Source organism: Pseudomonas shirazensis, assembly GCF_014268785.2.
Taxonomy (GTDB): Bacteria; Pseudomonadota; Gammaproteobacteria; order Pseudomonadales; family Pseudomonadaceae; genus Aquipseudomonas; species Aquipseudomonas shirazensis.
Genome location: NZ_JABWRD020000003.1, coordinates 335,963 through 353,622, shown reverse-complemented (window position 1 = coordinate 353,622; position 17,660 = coordinate 335,963). Strand labels below are relative to the sequence as shown.

15 protein-coding genes are annotated in these 17,660 nt (G+C 61.9%); 12 read left to right on the top strand and 3 right to left on the bottom strand.

Annotation, left to right across the window (positions count from 1 at the left end; genetic code table 11):
- Positions 1-65 precede the first annotated feature (65 nt).
- Positions 66-1,064: an alpha/beta hydrolase family protein gene (locus HU736_RS17500; protein ID WP_186700398.1), complete on the top strand. Its 999-nt coding sequence runs from the start codon at positions 66-68 to the stop codon at positions 1,062-1,064.
- A 13-nt stretch (positions 1,065-1,077) separates the two neighbouring features.
- On the opposite strand, the gene HU736_RS17495 is transcribed toward HU736_RS17500, so the two are convergent.
- The 3 genes from HU736_RS17495 to HU736_RS17485 are packed head-to-tail and all read right to left on the bottom strand — an operon-like array spanning position 1,078 to position 3,525.
- Positions 1,078-1,842, bottom strand: coding sequence for a TerB family tellurite resistance protein (locus HU736_RS17495; protein WP_101322383.1), 765 nt, complete (start codon positions 1,840-1,842; stop codon positions 1,078-1,080).
- 1 nt (position 1,843) lies between these two features.
- Positions 1,844-2,515, bottom strand: a complete 672-nt coding sequence (gene murU / locus HU736_RS17490) for an N-acetylmuramate alpha-1-phosphate uridylyltransferase MurU (protein ID WP_186700400.1) — start codon at positions 2,513-2,515, stop codon at positions 1,844-1,846.
- Positions 2,512-3,525: an aminoglycoside phosphotransferase family protein gene (locus HU736_RS17485; RefSeq protein ID WP_186700402.1), complete on the bottom strand. Its 1,014-nt coding sequence runs from the start codon at positions 3,523-3,525 to the stop codon at positions 2,512-2,514. Before HU736_RS17485 ends, murU begins: the two co-directional genes overlap by 4 nt.
- A 130-nt stretch (positions 3,526-3,655) precedes the next feature.
- Between HU736_RS17485 and HU736_RS17480 the strand changes: the two genes are divergently transcribed.
- The 11 genes from HU736_RS17480 to HU736_RS17430 all read left to right on the top strand — a co-directional run bounded on the left by HU736_RS17480 (position 3,656) and on the right by HU736_RS17430 (position 17,659).
- Positions 3,656-6,475: an LPS-assembly protein LptD gene (locus HU736_RS17480; RefSeq protein WP_186700404.1), complete on the top strand. Its 2,820-nt coding sequence runs from the start codon at positions 3,656-3,658 to the stop codon at positions 6,473-6,475.
- A complete protein-coding gene (gene surA / locus HU736_RS17475) occupies positions 6,456-7,775 on the top strand; it encodes a peptidylprolyl isomerase SurA (RefSeq protein ID WP_186700406.1) in 1,320 nt (439 codons plus the stop codon). Before HU736_RS17480 ends, surA begins: the two co-directional genes overlap by 20 nt.
- Positions 7,772-8,761: a 4-hydroxythreonine-4-phosphate dehydrogenase PdxA gene (pdxA, locus tag HU736_RS17470; RefSeq protein WP_186700408.1), complete on the top strand. Its 990-nt coding sequence runs from the start codon at positions 7,772-7,774 to the stop codon at positions 8,759-8,761. Before surA ends, pdxA begins: the two co-directional genes overlap by 4 nt.
- On the top strand, positions 8,758-9,561 hold the full coding sequence (gene rsmA / locus HU736_RS17465) for a 16S rRNA (adenine(1518)-N(6)/adenine(1519)-N(6))-dimethyltransferase RsmA (RefSeq protein ID WP_186700410.1): 804 nt from the start codon (positions 8,758-8,760) through the stop codon (positions 9,559-9,561). Before pdxA ends, rsmA begins: the two co-directional genes overlap by 4 nt.
- A gap of 152 nt (positions 9,562-9,713) precedes the next feature.
- Entirely contained in the window at positions 9,714-10,094 is a 381-nt protein-coding gene (gene apaG, locus HU736_RS17460) for a Co2+/Mg2+ efflux facilitator ApaG/CorD (protein ID WP_103435194.1), read from the top strand.
- On the top strand, positions 10,094-10,975 hold the full coding sequence (locus HU736_RS17455; RefSeq protein WP_103435195.1) for a symmetrical bis(5'-nucleosyl)-tetraphosphatase: 882 nt from the start codon (positions 10,094-10,096) through the stop codon (positions 10,973-10,975). The genes apaG and HU736_RS17455 overlap by 1 nt, the downstream gene beginning before the upstream one ends.
- On the top strand, positions 10,972-11,301 hold the full coding sequence (gene glpE / locus HU736_RS17450) for a thiosulfate sulfurtransferase GlpE (RefSeq protein WP_101322392.1): 330 nt from the start codon (positions 10,972-10,974) through the stop codon (positions 11,299-11,301). Before HU736_RS17455 ends, glpE begins: the two co-directional genes overlap by 4 nt.
- Positions 11,302-11,581: 280 nt before the next feature.
- Complete coding sequence (locus HU736_RS17445; protein ID WP_103435196.1) at positions 11,582-13,504, top strand: PrkA family serine protein kinase; 1,923 nt, start codon at positions 11,582-11,584, stop codon at positions 13,502-13,504.
- A 129-nt stretch (positions 13,505-13,633) separates the two neighbouring features.
- The gene (locus HU736_RS17440) at positions 13,634-14,908 is read left to right on the top strand and encodes a YeaH/YhbH family protein (protein WP_101322394.1); all 1,275 of its coding nucleotides are present in this window, start codon (positions 13,634-13,636) and stop codon (positions 14,906-14,908) included.
- On the top strand, positions 14,905-16,473 hold the full coding sequence (locus HU736_RS17435; protein WP_101322395.1) for a SpoVR family protein: 1,569 nt from the start codon (positions 14,905-14,907) through the stop codon (positions 16,471-16,473). The genes HU736_RS17440 and HU736_RS17435 overlap by 4 nt, the downstream gene beginning before the upstream one ends.
- A 58-nt stretch (positions 16,474-16,531) precedes the next feature.
- Positions 16,532-17,659 carry a multifunctional CCA addition/repair protein gene (locus HU736_RS17430; protein WP_186700412.1) on the top strand — a complete coding sequence of 376 codons (1,128 nt, stop codon included), beginning with the start codon at positions 16,532-16,534 and terminating at the stop codon, positions 17,657-17,659.
- Position 17,660: the final 1 nt, after the last annotated feature.

Here is a 17,660-nt window from a genome sequence, read left to right as displayed (position 1 = left end):
CAGCCGTGGCCGTCGCGGACAAATACTATTAGGCTGCCGGTATCATTCTGGCTTTGGGTTGATTCATGTTGACACTTTATCGCACGCAGCTGGCAATGATCTGCCTCAGCTCACTCCTGCCGCTGGCAGCCCAGGCGACCGCTGCCGAACCTGCCGCTCCGGCCGATGCAGCCGCCGCCGCGCCGATTGTGCGCCCGGTGTTGCTCGAACGCAGCCAGGAAGACGCGCAAGCACTCGAACGGCGCGTGCCCAAGGCCGAGCAGCAGATGCTACAGGCGGGCAGCGACAGCTTTCTGGCCCTGTGGAAGCCGGCCAACGACAGCAATCCGCAAGGCGCGCTGATCATCCTCCCCGGCGCCGGCGAGAACGCTGACTGGCCCAATACGGTCGGCCCGCTGCGCAGCAAATTCCCCGATGCTGGCTGGCACAGCCTGAGCATCAGCTTGCCTGACCTGCTTGCCGACAGCCCGCAGGCGCGGGTCGAGGCAACACCAGCGGCGCCCGCCGAGAAAGCCAACGGCGAGGTTGCTGCAGTGCAGGACACCCCGGTCGATGCCAACGCCAACGTCGCCCAGGCCACCGCAGCCGACCCCGATACCGCGCAGAGCACCGATGCGGTCGACGCCAGCGAACAGAACGATCAGGCCGACGCCGAGCGTATCTTCGCCCGCCTGGACGCCGCCGTGGCCTACGCCCAAAGCCAGAAAGCGCGCAGCATCGTCCTGCTCGGCAACGGCAGTGGCGCCTACTGGGCAGCGCGTTACCTCAGCGAAAAGCAGCCGCCGCAGGTGCAGAAACTAGTGATGGTGGCGGCGCAGACGCCGGCGCGGGTCGAGCATGATCTGCTCAGCCTGACGCCCACGCTGAAGGTGCCGGTTGCCGACCTGTATTTTGCCACCCGCAGCGCAGACCAGCGCGCCGCGCAGTTGCGCCTGCAGGCCAGCAAGCGTCAGCCAGGCAGCCAGTATCGGCAGCTGTCGCTGATCGCCATGCCCGGCAACAAGGCAGCAGAGCAGGAGCAACTGTTCCGCCGCGTGCGCGGCTGGCTCAGTCCGCAGGAATAAACCCTGGCCGTGGCTACAAACCACGGCGCTTGCGCACCAGTGCGTAGGCCTGGTGCAGCTCGCGGGTGGTCTCGGTTGCCTGGCGCACCTGCGCCTCGCTGGCGCCGTTGCCAACCAGTTTGTCCGGGTGATGGCGGCTGAGCAGGCGCCGGTAGGCCTGCTTGACCTGATCGGCCTCGGTATCGGCGGCTACGCCGAGCAAACGCAGCGCGCCTGCGTAGGTCAGCGTGCTGCCCTCGACCCCGGTTTTACGCGGCTCGTACTCAAGCGAAAGCGCCTGCGCCTCGCGCCGGCTCAGGCCCAGCTGTTGCCCCCAGGCCAGCACCAGATCACGCTCATTGGCGCCGGCCCGGCCATCGGCCCAGACCATCCGCCAACAGGCGCGCAAGGTGCCTTCGGCAGCGTGCGGCTGTTGCTTGATGCGTTGCAGGTGATGGCTGAAGCGGTCCTTGCCAGCCTTGCCGCGATTGAACGCGGCAATCGCCCGCAACCGCGCCGGCTCGGCCAGCGCCAAGCGGGCCATCTCCTGACGCGCCTGCTGAATATGCCCAGGCGCCACCCGGCCGTCGCTTTTGGCCAAACGCCCAAGCAACACAAACAACAGCTCATCATCACGCAACGGCGGGCGCCCGCTCAGGCGCTCGCGACAGTCCGCCCAACCCTGCAGACGCAAACGCCGGTCCATGGCCTGACCCAGCAAGGCTCCCAGCAGTGCACCAGGAATACTGGCCACTGCAAAGCCTGCCCCGGCACCAATCACTGTGCTCGGCCACCACATGTCAGGCGCGCTCGCCGATCAGGCGCTCGACTTCGGCGAGCCGCTCGAGCGTACCGACATCGACCCAATGGCCCTGATGGTGCTCGCCGCTGACCTGGCCCTGCGCCATCGCCGCACGCAGCAGCGGCGCAAGCTTGAACGCGCCCGCCTGGCAACCTGTGAACAACGCTGGGTCCAGTACTGACACCCCACTGAAAGTCAGCGTGCCTGGAGTATCGTCGCCATCGATCACCCGCTCACCTTGCAGGCGGAAATCGCCACGGCCGTGGTGCCCGGGGTTATCCACCAGCACCAGATGCGCCAACGCCTTGCTCGGCGCGCGCAAACGGCTAAAGTCGAAATCGGTCCAGACATCGCCGTTGACCAGAATGAACGGCGCATCACCGAGCAGCGGCAGCGCCTTGAAGATACCGCCGCCGGTTTCCAATGGCTCGCCCTCGGCCGAGTAGCGAATGCTCAGGCCGAACTGGCTGCCATCGCCGAGGTGGTCTTCGATCTGCTGGCCGAGCCACGCATGATTGATTACCACCTCGGTCACACCGGCAGCCGCCAGCGTGCGCAGGTGATACTCAATCAGCGGCTGGCCGGCGACCGGCACCAGCGGTTTCGGGGTGTGCAGGGTCAGCGGGCGCATGCGCTCGCCCTTGCCTGCGGCCAGAATCATCGCCTTCATCGGCCCGCCTGCAGTTGTGCGATCAAGCTGCCCAGTTCTGCCAGCTCCGGCCGGCGCGCGATCACTTCGTCTATATAAGCAAAGAAGCGTGGTACGTCACTGAGGTAGCGCGGCTTGCCGTCGCGGTGGCAGATGCGCGCGAAAATACCGATGACCTTAAGGTGGCGCTGCACGCCCATCAGGTCACTGGCGCGGTGGAACGCCTCGAACTCAGCCTGCACCGGGATGCCGGCAACCCGCGCCTTCTCCCAGTAATCACCCAACCAGCCTTCAACCCGCGCTTGCGGCCAGCTGAGGAAGGCGTCCTTGAACAGGCAGGTGATGTCATAGGTGACCGGGCCATAGACCGCATCCTGAAAATCCAGCACGCCAGGGTTGGGCGCACTGTGCATCAGGTTGCGCGGCATGTAGTCGCGGTGCACCAGCACTTTTGGCTGGGCCAGCGCGCTGTCGATCAACAGCTGGCTGACACGCTGCCAGCTGGCCTGCTGCTCGGCACTCAGGCTGACGCCCAGCTCGCGGCCCACATACCACTCAGGAAACAGCTCAAGCTCACGGCGCAGCAAGGCGTCGTCGTAGCTCGGCAGCGCTGCGTCCAACGGCAGCCGCTGCAAGGCCAGCAGGGCGTCGATGGCGTCGGCGAACAGGCCGTCGGCGTTGTCCGGGTTAATAATGTCCAGGTATGTCTGGTGGCCCAGATCGCCCAGCAGCAGGAAGCCTCGCGCCAAGTCTTGCGCATGAATGGTCGGCACGTGCACGCCGGCACTGGCCAACAAATGATCGATGGCAACGAACGGCGCGCAATTTTCCTGCGGCGGCGGCGCATCCATGACCACGAAACTGCGCTCGCCGGCCTGCCAGCGGAAGTAGCGGCGGAAGCTCGCGTCACTGCTGGCGGCGGTCAGCGTACCTGCTGGCACGTCGCCCCAGCCGTTGCGTTGAAACAGGTTGAGCAGTTGTTCCTGGAGCCAGGCCTGGAGCAGTTCTAGACGAAGATCGTGTTCGGGCATTACAAGGGTCTCCGACGGCCCTAGCCGTCAAGCGGGTCATGCTTTATTATCCAGCATCTTTTTCAGACCATCGAGAGGCGTGCGGCCCCACACGCGGGCAGATGGCACGCAGGAAGCCCGGACTAATAAGATGGCATTGAAATCCCCCACGTTTCGTAGAAAGTTTCCGTTGCTGGTAACAGGCAGTTTGCTGGTACTGCAACCACTGGCCACCTCGTACGTGGTGGCAGCCGAGCAGTTTGACTGCCAAGTGTCCGCCTCCGGTGGTTGGGACTGCAAGCCCAAGACACCAGCCAACAGCCTGCCACCACGCCCTGTGCATGATGGCGCAGCGCTCAGTTCGACCGGCGAAGGTAAGGCTGAACAAGCCACCGTCGACGGCGAACCCGCGCCAATGCTGGTTACCGAGAGCAAGGGCCGCGGCCTGAAAACGCGCAGCGAAGACTACAGTCACCTCGACTGGGTCCCGCGCGACAAGCTCACGGCTGCCCAACTGGCCGAGACCGGTCCGTACTGCGCCGGTGCCTACATCGAGCCGACCCGCCCTGGCATGGATGACACCACGCCCAAGGACGAGTCGCCGACCTACATCAATGCCAAGGTCTCCAAGTACCAGCAGGAGCAGCAGATCGCTACCCTCGCCGGTGACGTGGTCATGCGCCAGGGCAGCATGCAGGTCGAGGCTGATGAAGCCAACCTTTACCAGGCCGAAAACCGTGGCGAGCTCAAGGGCAACGTCAAGATCCGTGACAACGGGGCGCTGGTAGTCGGTGATGCCGGGCAGATCCAGCTCGACACCGGTGAAGCCCAGGTCGACAACGCCGAATACGTGATGCACAAATCGCGCATTCGCGGTAACGCCCTGTACGCCAAACGCGCCGAAAACGCCATCATTCGCCTCAAGGACGGTACCTATACCACCTGTGAGCCGAACAGCAACGCCTGGCAGCTGAAGGGCAACAACATTACCTTGAACCCGGCCACGGGCTTCGGTACTGCGACCAACGTCACCCTGCGGGTCAAGGATTTCCCGGTGTTCTACACACCGTACATCTACTTCCCGATCGATGACCGTCGCCAGTCCGGCTTCCTGCCGCCGTCGTTCAGTTCCAGCAGCGACACCGGCTTCATGCTGGTCACGCCGTACTACTTCAACCTGGCGCCGAACTACGACGCCACGTTGTACCCGCGCTACATGGCCAAACGCGGCATGATGGTCGAAGGCGAATTCCGCTACCTGACCAAGTCCAGCGAAGGTCAGTTCGGCGGCGCCTACCTGAACGACGAAAGCAACGATCGCGAGAAGCAGACCGACTACCAGAAAGATCGCTACATGATCAACTGGCAGCACCGCGGTGGCCTCGATGATCGCCTGATGGCGGAAGTCGATTACACCAAGATCAGCGATCCGTTCTACTACCAAGACTTGGAGTCGGAGCAGATCGGCGTTGAGACCTCGGAAGTGGTCAACCAGCAAGGCGCACTGACTTACCGTGGAGACAGCTACGTTGCGCGTCTGAACGCGCAGGCGTACGAGATGGCGACAATTTCGCGCATCACTCCGTACGACAAGCTGCCGCAGCTGACCCTTAACGGCATGCTGCCTTACCACCCGGGCGGTCTCGACTTCACCTATCAGAGCGAAGCTGTACGCTTCGATCGTGATTTGAAGAACGACACTGTGCGCGACAAGGACGGTAATCTTGACACTTCAGCCGGTGGCACTCCGGGTCGACGCCTTGATGAAAACGTCTTCGGTCTGGCCCGTGCCAACGGCACTCGCCTGAACTTCGCACCGGCGATCAGCCTGCCGGTGGAGGCCAGCTATGGCTACGTGAAGCCGAAGCTCAAATACGTCTACACCCGTTATGACCTGGACTTGGATGGCAAGGGCAAGACTGACCTGGCTAACGCCTCTGATGCAACGCGCAACCTGCGTGGCGAGTTCTCCAGCAGCCAGGACCGCAACGTGCCGGTCTTCAGTGTCGATAGCGGCCTGTACTTCGACCGCAACACCCAGTGGTTCGGCAAAGACTATCGCCAGACCCTCGAGCCGCGTCTGTTCTATCTCTACGTTCCGTATGAAGATCAGAAAGACATCCCGATCTTCGACACCGGTGAGAGCTACTTCAACTACTCCTCGCTGTTCCGCGACAACCGCTTCGGCGGCTCGGACCGGATCGGCGACGAGAACAAGCTGTCGCTCGGTTTGACCAACCGCTGGATCGAAGAAAACGGCTTCGAGCGTCAGCGCGTCAGCGTTGGCCAGGCCCTGTACTTCGCCGATCGCAAGGTGCAGATGCCAGGCATCGACTGGCGCACCCGTCAGGACTCGCAGTCGAACGTCTCGCCGTACGCATTCGAATACATGTTCGCCTTCAACCGCGACTGGCGCCTGAATGCCGACTACAACTGGGATCCGGACACCCGCAGCCCACGTTCGGGTAGCGCGATGTTCCACTACCAGCCGGAAGATAATCCGAACAAGATCATCAACGCTGGCTACCGCTACCGCAACGACCTGGTCCGCTACGACTCGCTGACCGGCTTGTGGCAAGTGGGCGGCGGCGACTACGGCACCCCAGGCCAGCCGAACTACGTCAAGGACTACTACAAGATCAAGCAGCATGACTTCTCGGTGATCTGGCCGATCGTGCCGCAATGGAACGCCATTGCGCGCTGGCAGCATGACTACAACCAGAACCGCACCCTGGAAGCCATGGGCGGGTTCGAGTACGACAACTGCTGCTGGAAGCTGCGTCTGATCAACCGTTACTGGATCGACTACGACGACTTCAGCCAGGCAATTCCGCAGAACGAAAAAGGCGACCACGGCATCTTCCTGCAAATCGTCCTGAAAGGGCTCGGTGGCGTCGTGGGCAACAAGGTCGAATCTTTCCTCGACCAAGGCATTCAAGGTTATCGTACTCGTGAAGACCAAGCTTATTGATCGTCTGCGCCCGCTGATGCTGGGCGCCGCACTGCTGACCGGCGTGGCGCATGCTGCGCCACAACCGCTGGACAGCGTGGTGGCTATCGTCGACAACGACGTGGTCATGAAGAGCCAACTGGACCAACGTGTACGTGAGGTCGAACAGACCATCGCCAAGCGTGGCGGCGGCATGCCGCCGCCTGGCGCGCTGGACCAACAGGTACTGGAACGCCTGATCGTCGAAAACCTGCAACTGCAGATTGGCGAACGCTCGGGCATCCGCATCACCGACGAAGAGCTGAACCAGGCCATCGGCACCATTGCCCAGCGCAATGGCATGTCGCTGGAGCAGTTCCAGGCAGCGCTGCGTCGTGACGGCCTGTCGTTCGACGATGCTCGCGAGCAGGTCAAGCGCGAGATGGTCATCAGCCGCGTGCGCCAGCGCCGGGTTGCCGAGCGGATTCAGGTGTCCGAGCAGGAAGTGAAAAACTTCCTCGCCTCCGACCAGGGCAAGATGCAGCTGTCGGAAGAGTTCCACCTCTCCAACATCCTCATCCCGACACCGGAAGGCGCCAACTCGGCAGCGATCCAGGCGGCCGCTCAGCAAGCCGGCCAGGTCTACCAGCAGCTCAAGCAAGGCGCAGATTTCGCGCAGATGGCCATCGCCCGTTCGGCCAGCGAAAACGCCCTCGAAGGCGGCGACATGGGCTGGCGTAAAGCCGGTCAACTGCCACCTGAGTTCGCCAAGATGCTCAGCGGCCTCAGCAACGGCGAGATCGCCCAGCCGATTCGCATCCCCAACGGCTTTCTCATCCTGAAAATGGAAGAGAAGCGCGGTGGCAGCGAAAACGTCCTGCGTGATGAAGTGCACGTGCGCCATATTCTGATCAAGCCAAGCGAGATCCGCAGCGACGCGGCCACCGAGCAACTGGCCGAGAAGCTCTACGAGCGGATCAAGAACGGTGAAGACTTCGCCACCCTGGCCAAGAGCTTCTCGGAAGACCCGGGCTCGGCGCTCAACGGCGGCGACCTCAACTGGGTCGACCCGAACAGCCTGGTGCCTGAGTTCCGCGAAGAAATGGCCCGCGCCCAACAGGGTGAAGTGACCCGTCCGTTCCGTACCCAGTACGGCTGGCATGTGCTTGAAGTCATGGGCCGCCGCGCCACTGACAGCACCGACCAGGCCCGTGAACAGCAAGCCCTGAGCGTGCTGCGCAACCGTAAATACGACGAAGAGCTGCAAACCTGGCTGCGCCAGATCCGCGACGAAGCCTACGTTGAGATCAAGCTGCCTGGCGCCGACCAGGCCGCCCAGTGAAGCCCCTGCGCTTCGCCGTTACTCCCGGCGAGCCGGCCGGCATAGGTCCCGACCTGTGCCTGCTGCTCGCCAGCGAAGCCCAGCCCCACCCCCTGATTGCCATCACCAGCCGTGACCTGCTCGCCGAGCGGGCCACCCAGCTGGGGTTGGCTGTCGACCTGTTGACAGTCGCGCCGGGCAACTGGCCCGAGCAACCAGCACCGGCCGGCAGCCTGTATGTCTGGGATACACCGCTGGCGACAGCGGCTGTGGCCGGCCAGCTCGATCAGGCCAACGCCGCATTCGTGCTGCAGACCCTGACCCGCGCCGGCAACGGCTGCCTTGATGGCAGCTTTGCCGGGATGATCACCGCGCCGGTGCACAAGGGCGTGATCAACGAGAGCGGTATCCCATTCTCCGGGCATACCGAGTTTCTCGCCGAGCTGACCCACACCGCACAAGTGGTGATGATGCTTGCCACCGGCGACCTGCGCGTTGCCCTGGTAACCACCCATCTGCCGCTGCGCGAGATTGCCGACGCAATCACCGCTGAACGCCTCGAGCGGGTTACGCGCATCCTGCATGCCGACCTGCGCGACAAGTTCGGCATCGCCAACCCGCGCATCCTGGTCTGCGGCCTCAACCCGCATGCCGGCGAAGGCGGCCACCTGGGCCGCGAAGAAATCGACATCATCGAGCCTGCACTGCAGCGCCTGCGCAACGAAGGCATGGACCTGCGCGGCCCGCTGCCGGCCGATACCCTGTTTACCCCAAAATATCTGCAGCACTGCGACGCGGTGCTGGCGATGTACCACGACCAAGGCCTGCCTGTACTCAAGTACAAGGGCTTTGGCGCAGCGGTCAACGTCACCCTGGGCTTGCCGATCATCCGCACCTCGGTCGATCACGGCACCGCCCTGGACCTCGCCGGCAGCGGCCAGGTCGACACCGGCAGCCTGCGCGTCGCGCTACACACCGCCTATCAGATGGCCGAGAACCGCACATGAACGAGCAATACCAACACCGCGCGCGCAAGCGCTTCGGCCAGAACTTCTTGCATGACGCCGGTGTTATCCACCGCATCCTGCGCGCCATCCACGCCAAGCCCGGCGAGCACCTGCTGGAAATCGGCCCAGGCCAGGGCGCCCTCACCGAAGGCCTGCTGAGCAGCGGCGCGCAACTGGACGTCGTCGAGCTGGACAAGGACCTGGTGCCGATCCTGCAACACAAGTTCGCCGGCTACGACAATTTCCGTCTACATCAAGGCGATGCGCTGAAGTTCGACTTCAACCAGCTGGGTGTTCCAGCCGGCAGCCTGAAAGTGGTCGGCAACCTGCCGTACAACATCTCTACGCCGCTGATCTTCCACCTGCTCAGCCACGCCGGACTGATCCGCGACATGCACTTCATGCTGCAAAAGGAAGTGGTCGAGCGCATGGCCGCAGGGCCTGGCGGCGGCGATTGGGGCCGGCTGTCGATCATGGTGCAATACCACTGCCGGGTCGAACATCTGTTCAACGTCGGCCCTGGCGCGTTCAACCCGCCGCCGAAGGTCGACTCGGCGATCGTGCGCCTGGTCCCGCATGAAGTCCTGCCGCACCCGGCCAAGGATCACCTGCTGCTCGAGCGCGTCGTGCGCGAAGCCTTCAACCAGCGCCGCAAGACACTGCGCAACACGCTCAAGGCCTTGCTCAGCAATGAACAGATCGAAGCCGCCGGCGTCGATGGCAGCCTGCGCCCCGAGCAGCTCGACCTGGCTGCGTTCGTGCGTCTGGCCGACAAGCTGGCCGAACAGAGCGCCGCGTAACAACGGTACCGGCCTGGCCTGGGTGTAGCCATTTGCGCCCAGGCCGCTACACCCGCTGAATCACCTCCGCTGCGACACGACTGGCCTCCCGCCCCGCCGATAGCCTAGACTGCATGCATTGCCGTAATCGCGTGTTTGCTCAAGGCCATTGCATGTCCGACCCTCGATACCTGATCGACGTTAACGTCGTCACCCGCTACCTCAAAGAACAGTCCGACCCCGACAACGAGCGCTTTGCGTTCGCCTACACCATTACCGTGCAGAACAGCGGCACGGTCGCAGCCAAGCTGATGTCACGGCACTGGCTGATCACCAATGGCAACGGCGAAGTCGAAGAAGTGCGCGGGGCCGGTGTGGTGGGCCAGCAACCGCTGATCGCGCCTGGGCAGAGCCACACCTACAGCAGCGGTGCGGTGATCAGCACCCGCGTCGGTGCCATGCAGGGCAGCTACCAGATGTTCGCCGAAGACGGTAAGCGCTTCGATGCCGCCATTGCCCCCTTCCGCCTGGCTGTACCTGGGTCGCTGCACTGATGGCTGTGTACGCCGTCGGTGATCTGCAAGGCTGCCTGCAGCCGCTCAAGTGCCTGCTCGAACGTGTGCGCTTCAATCCAGCTGTCGACCGCCTGTGGCTGGTCGGTGACCTGGTCAACCGCGGCCCCGAATCGCTGGAAACACTGCGTTACCTGTACGCCATGCGCGATTCGCTGGTGTGCGTGCTGGGTAACCATGACCTGCACCTGCTGGCGGCCTGGCACAACGTCGAGCGCCTGAAAAAAAGCGACACCCTGCGCGAGATTCTCGAAGCGCCAGATGCCGATCAGTTGCTCGACTGGCTGCGCCGGCAAAAACTGCTGCATTACGACGAGCAGCGCGGCGTTGCCCTGGTGCATGCCGGTATCCCACCTCAATGGACCCTGGGCAAAGCCCTTGAACTGGCTGCCGAGGTAGAGCAGGTACTGCGCGACGACACCCGACTCAAACTCTATCTGGACGGCATGTACGGCAACGAGCCGAACAAGTGGAGCAAGGACCTCAGCGGGGTCGATCGCCTGCGCGTGATCACCAACTACTTCACCCGCATGCGCTTCTGCACCGCCGCAGGCAAACTAGACCTGAAAAGCAAAGAAGGCCTGGACACTGCACCCAAGGGCTACAAGCCCTGGTTCGCGCACAAAGACCGCCGCTCCCGGCATGTGCAGATCATCTTCGGCCACTGGGCCGCCCTCGAAGGGCAAGCCGACGCCCCTGGCGTAGTAGCGCTGGACACCGGCTGCGTGTGGGGCGGCGCGATGACCCTGTACAACGTCGACAGTGGCGAAATGCACCGCTGTGACTGCGCCGACGACGGGACCCCGCGCCCGCCGGTCAGTCAGCTAAACTCAACGATCAGCCCAGAAGGAACCTCGCCATGAGCGAATTCAAGCGCATCCCTCCCGAGCAGGCCCAGGCCCTGCGCGAGCAAGGTGCAGTCGTGGTCGACATCCGTGACCCGCAAGCCTACGCCGCTGGCCACATCGATGGCGCTCAGCACCTGGACAACCACTCGATCAGCGACTTCATTCGCGCCGCCGATCTGGACAAGCCTACCGTGGTGGTCTGCTACCACGGCAACTCCAGCCAGAGCGCTGCCGCGTACCTGATTGGCCAAGGTTTTTCCGACGTCTACAGCCTTGATGGCGGCTTTGAACTGTGGCGCAACACCTACCCCGCCGAGACCGCTACCAGCTCCGCCGAATAAATTTTCACTTAGCCTGCAGCCCGCGCCCCGTGCGGGCTGCGCCAGACCTGACGAACGGTCGCGGCAAACTTCTCGGCCTAGCGCCCTTGCCCTTGCGCAGAACCAACTACTCTTAAGCTCAGGCCATCCAAAAAGGGGAGAGCCGGTACACCGGCGTGCGGGTCATCGGTAGCGCTTCAAGGGTGTTCTGGGGGGTACACAGCGGCCGGCGAAATCCGGCAGCTGCCAGCATCAACTGATTGATCCGGCGTCGGCTCCACGTATCGAGCGAGGTGACGTCATGAGTATTTTTAGCCACTTCCAACAACGTTTCGAGTCAACCCGTCAGGAAGAACTGTCGCTGCAGGAATACCTGGAGCTGTGCAAGCAGGACCGCAGCGCGTACGCCTCGGCGGCCGAACGGCTGTTGCTGGCCATCGGTGAACCGGAGGTGATCGATACTTCCACCAACTCACGGCTGTCGCGCATCTTTTCCAACAAGGTGATCCGGCGCTATCCGGCCTTTGCCGACTTCCATGGCATGGAAGAGTGCATCGACCAGATCGTTTCCTACTTCCGCCATGCTGCGCAGGGCCTGGAAGAGAAGAAACAGATCCTTTATTTGCTCGGCCCGGTAGGTGGCGGTAAGTCGTCGCTGGCCGAGAAGCTCAAGCAACTGATCGAAAAAGTACCGTTCTATGCGATCAAGGGCTCGCCGGTCTTCGAGTCGCCGCTGGGTCTGTTCAATGCGACAGAAGACGGCGCCATTCTCGAAGAAGACTTCGGCATCCCACGGCGTTATTTGAACACCATCATGTCGCCCTGGGCGACCAAGCGACTGGCTGAGTTCGGGGGCGACATCAGCCAGTTCAAGGTGGTCAAGCTGTACCCGTCGATCCTCAATCAGATCGCCGTGGCCAAGACCGAACCCGGTGACGAGAACAACCAGGACATCTCGGCACTGGTCGGCAAGGTCGATATCCGCAAGCTCGAAGAGTTCCCGCAGAACGACGCCGACGCCTACAGCTACTCGGGCGCATTGTGCCGGGCCAACCAGGGTCTGATGGAATTCGTCGAGATGTTCAAGGCGCCGATCAAGGTCCTCCACCCACTGCTGACAGCTACTCAGGAAGGTAACTACAACAGTACCGAAGGACTGGGGGCGATCCCCTACTCCGGCATCCTGCTGGCTCACTCCAACGAATCGGAGTGGCACACCTTCCGTAACAACAAGAACAACGAAGCGTTCATCGACCGGATCTACATCGTCAAGGTGCCGTACTGCCTGCGCGTCAGTGACGAGATCAAGATCTACGACAAGCTGCTGTTCAACAGCTCGCTGGCCAAGGCGCATTGCGCGCCCGATACCTTGAAGATGCTGGCCCAGTTCACTGTGCTGTCGCGCCTCAAGGAGCCGGAAAACTCCAACATCTACTCGAAGATGCGCGTCTACGACGGCGAGAACCTCAAGGACACCGATCCGAAAGCCAAGTCGATCCAGGAGTACCGCGATTCGGCCGGTGTCGACGAGGGCATGAACGGTCTGTCGACCCGCTTCGCGTTCAAGATCCTGTCCAAGGTGTTCAACTTCGACGCCCACGAGGTAGCGGCCAACCCGGTGCACCTGCTGTATGTACTGGAGCAGCAGATCGAGCAGGAGCAATTCCCGGCCGAGGTGCGTGAACGCTATCTGCGCTTCCTCAAAGAGTACCTGGCACCGCGCTACATCGAGTTCATCGGCAAGGAAATCCAGACCGCCTACCTCGAGTCCTACAGCGAGTACGGCCAGAACATCTTCGACCGTTATGTGCTGTATGCAGACTTCTGGATTCAGGACCAGGAGTATCGCGACCCGGAAACCGGCGAAATCCTCAACCGGATTGCCCTCAACGAGGAGCTGGAAAAGATCGAGAAACCGGCCGGCATCAGCAATCCGAAGGACTTCCGCAACGAGATCGTCAACTTCGTGTTGCGTGCCCGCGCCAACAACAACGGCAAGAACCCAACCTGGCTCAGCTACGAAAAACTGCGGGTGGTGATCGAGAAAAAAATGTTCTCCAACACCGAGGACCTGCTGCCGGTCATCAGCTTCAACGCCAAGGCCAGCAAAGAGGACCAGCAGAAGCACAACGACTTCGTCACTCGGATGGTGGAGCGTGGCTACACCGACAAGCAGGTGCGCCTGCTTTCGGAATGGTACCTGCGGGTCAGGAAATCGCAGTAAGCGGCTAGCTAGACGGCCCAGACCGCACGCTGTGCAGCGCACCGTTTCGACGCTGCGCCACAGCCTGCGGTACTGGTGGTGGCTGTTTCGTGCAGCTTCAAGCCTGCAGCTGTTGTCAGCGGAGAGACCATGAGCTACGTAATCGACCGACGCCTGAACGGCAAGAACAAGAGCACGGTCAACCGCCAGCGTTTTCTGCGCCGGTATCGTGACCACATCAAGAAGGCCGTCGAAGAGGCGGTGAGTCGTCGTTCCATCATGGACATGGAGCACGGCGAACAAATCAGCATCCCCGGGCGTGATATCGACGAACCGGTGCTTCATCATGGCCGCGGCGGCAAGCAGACCGTGGTCCATCCAGGCAACAAGGAATTCACCGCCGGTGAACACATCGCGCGGCCGCAAGGCGGCGCCGGCGGTGGCGGCGGACGTGGCAAAGCGGGTAATTCCGGCGATGGCATGGACGACTTCGTATTCCAGATCACTCAGGAAGAGTTTCTCGAGTTCATGTTCGAGGATCTCGAGCTGCCCAACCTGGTCAAACGCCAGCTGACCGGCACCGAGACTTACAAGACCGTCCGCGCCGGGATCAGCAACGAAGGCAACCCGGCACGCATCAACATCATCCGCACCCTGCGCTCGGCTCATGCCCGGCGCATCGCCCTGACCGGCAGCAGCCGCGCCCTGTTGCGCGAGGCCAAGGCGGAGCTGGCACGACTGAAAGTCGAAGAGCCGGACAATTTCACCGATATCCAGGCAGTCGAAGCCGAGATCCAGCGTTTGAGCGCGCGGATCAACCGCCTGCCCTTCCTCGACACCTTCGACCTCAAGTACAACCTGCTGGTCAAGCAGCCCAGCCCCAGCTCCAAGGCGGTGATGTTCTGCCTGATGGACGTGTCCGGCTCGATGACCCAGGCCACCAAGGACATCGCCAAACGCTTCTTCATCCTGTTGTATCTGTTCCTCAAGCGGAACTACGACCGCATCGACGTGGTGTTCATCCGTCACCACACCAGTGCCCGCGAAGTCGACGAAGAAGAGTTTTTCTATTCGCGCGAAACCGGCGGCACCATCGTCTCCAGTGCGCTCAAACTGATGCAGGAGATCATGGCCGAACGGTATCCGACCAACGACTGGAATATCTACGCCGCGCAAGCTTCGGACGGGGACAACTGGAACGACGATTCGCCGATCTGCCGCGAGATCCTCTCCAAGCAGATCATGCCGCATGTGCAGTACTACACTTACGTTGAAATTACCCCACGTGAGCACCAGGCGCTGTGGTACGAGTACGAGCGCATCGGCGATTCGTTCCCGGATACCTTTGCCCAGCAGCAGTTGGTCTCGGCCGGTGATATCTATCCGGTCTTCCGTGAACTCTTCCAGCGCAGGTTAGCCACATGACCGCCAGAGCACAGAGACGCCAACCGATTTCCACCGGGTCCGAGTGGACGTTCGACCTGATCCAGACCTACGACCGTGAAATCGGTCGGCTGGCCGAGCGTTACGCGCTGGACACTTACCCCAACCAGATCGAGGTCATCACTGCCGAACAGATGATGGATGCCTATGCCTCGATCGGCATGCCGCTCGGTTACCACCACTGGTCCTACGGCAAGCAGTTCCTCAGCACCGAGAAGTCCTACAGTCGGGGCCAGATGGGCCTCGCTTACGAGATCGTGATCAACTCCGACCCATGCATCGCCTACCTGATGGAAGAAAACACCATGTGCATGCAGGCACTGGTGATTGCTCACGCCTGCTACGGCCACAACAGCTTCTTCAAGGGCAACTACCTGTTCCGCACCTGGACCGATGCCAGCTCGATCATCGATTACCTGGTGTTCGCCAAGCAGTACATCGCCCAGTGTGAAGAGCGCCATGGCATCGACGCGGTGGAAGACCTGATCGACTCCTGTCACGCCTTGATGAACTACGGTGTGGACCGCTACAAACGTCCCTACCCGATTTCCGCCGAGGAAGAGCGCCGCCGGCAAAAGGATCGTGAAGAGCACCTGCAACGCCAGATCAACGACCTGTGGCGGACCATCCCCAAAGGCGCCGACAAGGGCAACGACCGCGACGACGCGCGCTTCCCGGCCGAACCGCAGGAGAACATCCTTTATTTCATCGAGAAACACGCCCCATTGCTCGAGCCTTGGCAGCGTGAAGTGGTGCGCATCGTGCGCAAGATTGCCCAGTACTTCTATCCACAGCGCCAAACCCAGGTGATGAACGAAGGCTGGGCAACCTTCTGGCATTACACCTTGATGAATGACTTGTACGACGAAGGCCTGGTCACCGAAGGCTTCATGATGGAGTTTTTGCAGTCGCACACCAGTGTGGTGTTCCAGCCCGGCTTCGACAGCCCGTATTACAGCGGCATCAACCCCTATGCTCTGGGCTTCGCCATGTACGTCGACATCCGGCGTATGTGTGAACACCCAACCGATGAAGATCGCCGCTGGTTCCCTGAAATTGCCGGCAGCGATTGGTTGTCTACCATCAAGTTCGCCATGAGCAGTTTCAAGGATGAGAGCTTCATTCTGCAGTACCTGTCACCCAAGGTAATCCGCGACCTGAAGCTATTCAGCATCCTTGACGACGACCAGCGTGATGACCTGCTGGTGCCTGCAATCCACGACGAAGACGGCTACCGCACCATCCGCGAACAACTGGCATCGCAGTACAACCTCGGCAACCGCGAACCGAACGTGCAGATCTGGAGCATCGACCGTCGCGGTGACCGCTCGCTGACCCTGCGCCACCAGCAGCACAACCGCAAACCACTGGGCGACTCCACCGAAGAAGTCCTCAAGCACCTGCACCGTTTGTGGGGCTTCGATATCCATCTGGAGACCGTGCAAGGTGACCAGATCATGAAGACCCATCACATGCCGCCACGCGGTGAGCACGGCGACCCCGGCGACTATGGCCGGATGGACCTGGCGGTGATCCACCACCTCTAGCCCAGCCACCGCCATTGCTGTCGACAGGGTATCCTGTCGCCAGCTATGGAGGTTCTACATGCAGATTTACAAAGTCGGCGGCGCCGTGCGCGACCGCCTGCTGGGCTTGCCGGTAAGCGATGTCGACTGGCTGGTAGTGGGTGCAACGGTCGAGCAGATGCAAGCGCTGGGCTATCGCCCGGTCGGTGCTGATTTCCCGGTCTTCATCCACCCGAAAACCGGCGAGGAGTACGCACTTGCGCGCACCGAACGCAAGAGCGGATGCGGCTATGGCGGCTTTACCTTTCACGCCAGCCCCGACGTTACCCTCGAAGAAGATCTGATCCGCCGCGATCTGACCATCAATGCCATGGCCGAAGACCTGCAGGGCAACCTATACGATCCCTACAACGGCCAGAGTGACCTCGAACAGCGCATCCTGCGCCATCTATCCCCGGCGTTCGCCGAAGATCCCCTGCGCGTGCTGCGGGTTGCGCGGTTCGCTGCGCGCTATGCCGCTTTGGGCTTCACGGTGGCCGCCCAGACGCTTGAGTTGATGCGCCAGATCACCGAGTCCGGTGAACTGCAGGCGCTGACTGCCGAACGCAGCTGGAAGGAGATCGAACGGGCCCTGATGGAAGATCAGCCACAGGTATTCATTGAAGTGCTGCTGGCCTGCGGCGCGCTCAAAGAGCTGCTACCCGAGCTGGATTCGCTGTTTGCCACGCCAGGTGAACGCGGCCAGACCACCTTGGCCGTGTTGGCCCACGCCGCAGCCCATGACCAGCCACTGCACGTACGCTGGGCCTGCCTGACCCATGATCTGGGTGCAGCCATCAAAGCCGTCAACCAACGCTTCAAGGCACCCCGCGAGTGCCAGGAACTCGCCACCCTGGTGGGCGAATGGCAGCATCAGTACCAGCAGGCAGCAGCGCTGGATGCCAGCACGTTGTTCGATATTTTGCAGAAGTTCGACATCTATCGCCGCCCGCAGCGCCTGGAAGACTTCATGGCAGTCTGCGAGATGATTGCCCATGGACACTCGTTGCATGACTGCTCGCAGAGTGCCTACCTGCGCGGGGCAGCTGCAGCCGCGAAAGCCGTAGAAGTAAAAGACCTGGTCCAGCAAGGCCTGACCGGGCAAGCGCTGGGCGAGGCGGTCAAAGCCCAGCGATTGTCGGCACTCGAAGCCTATACCCAGCGCTGAA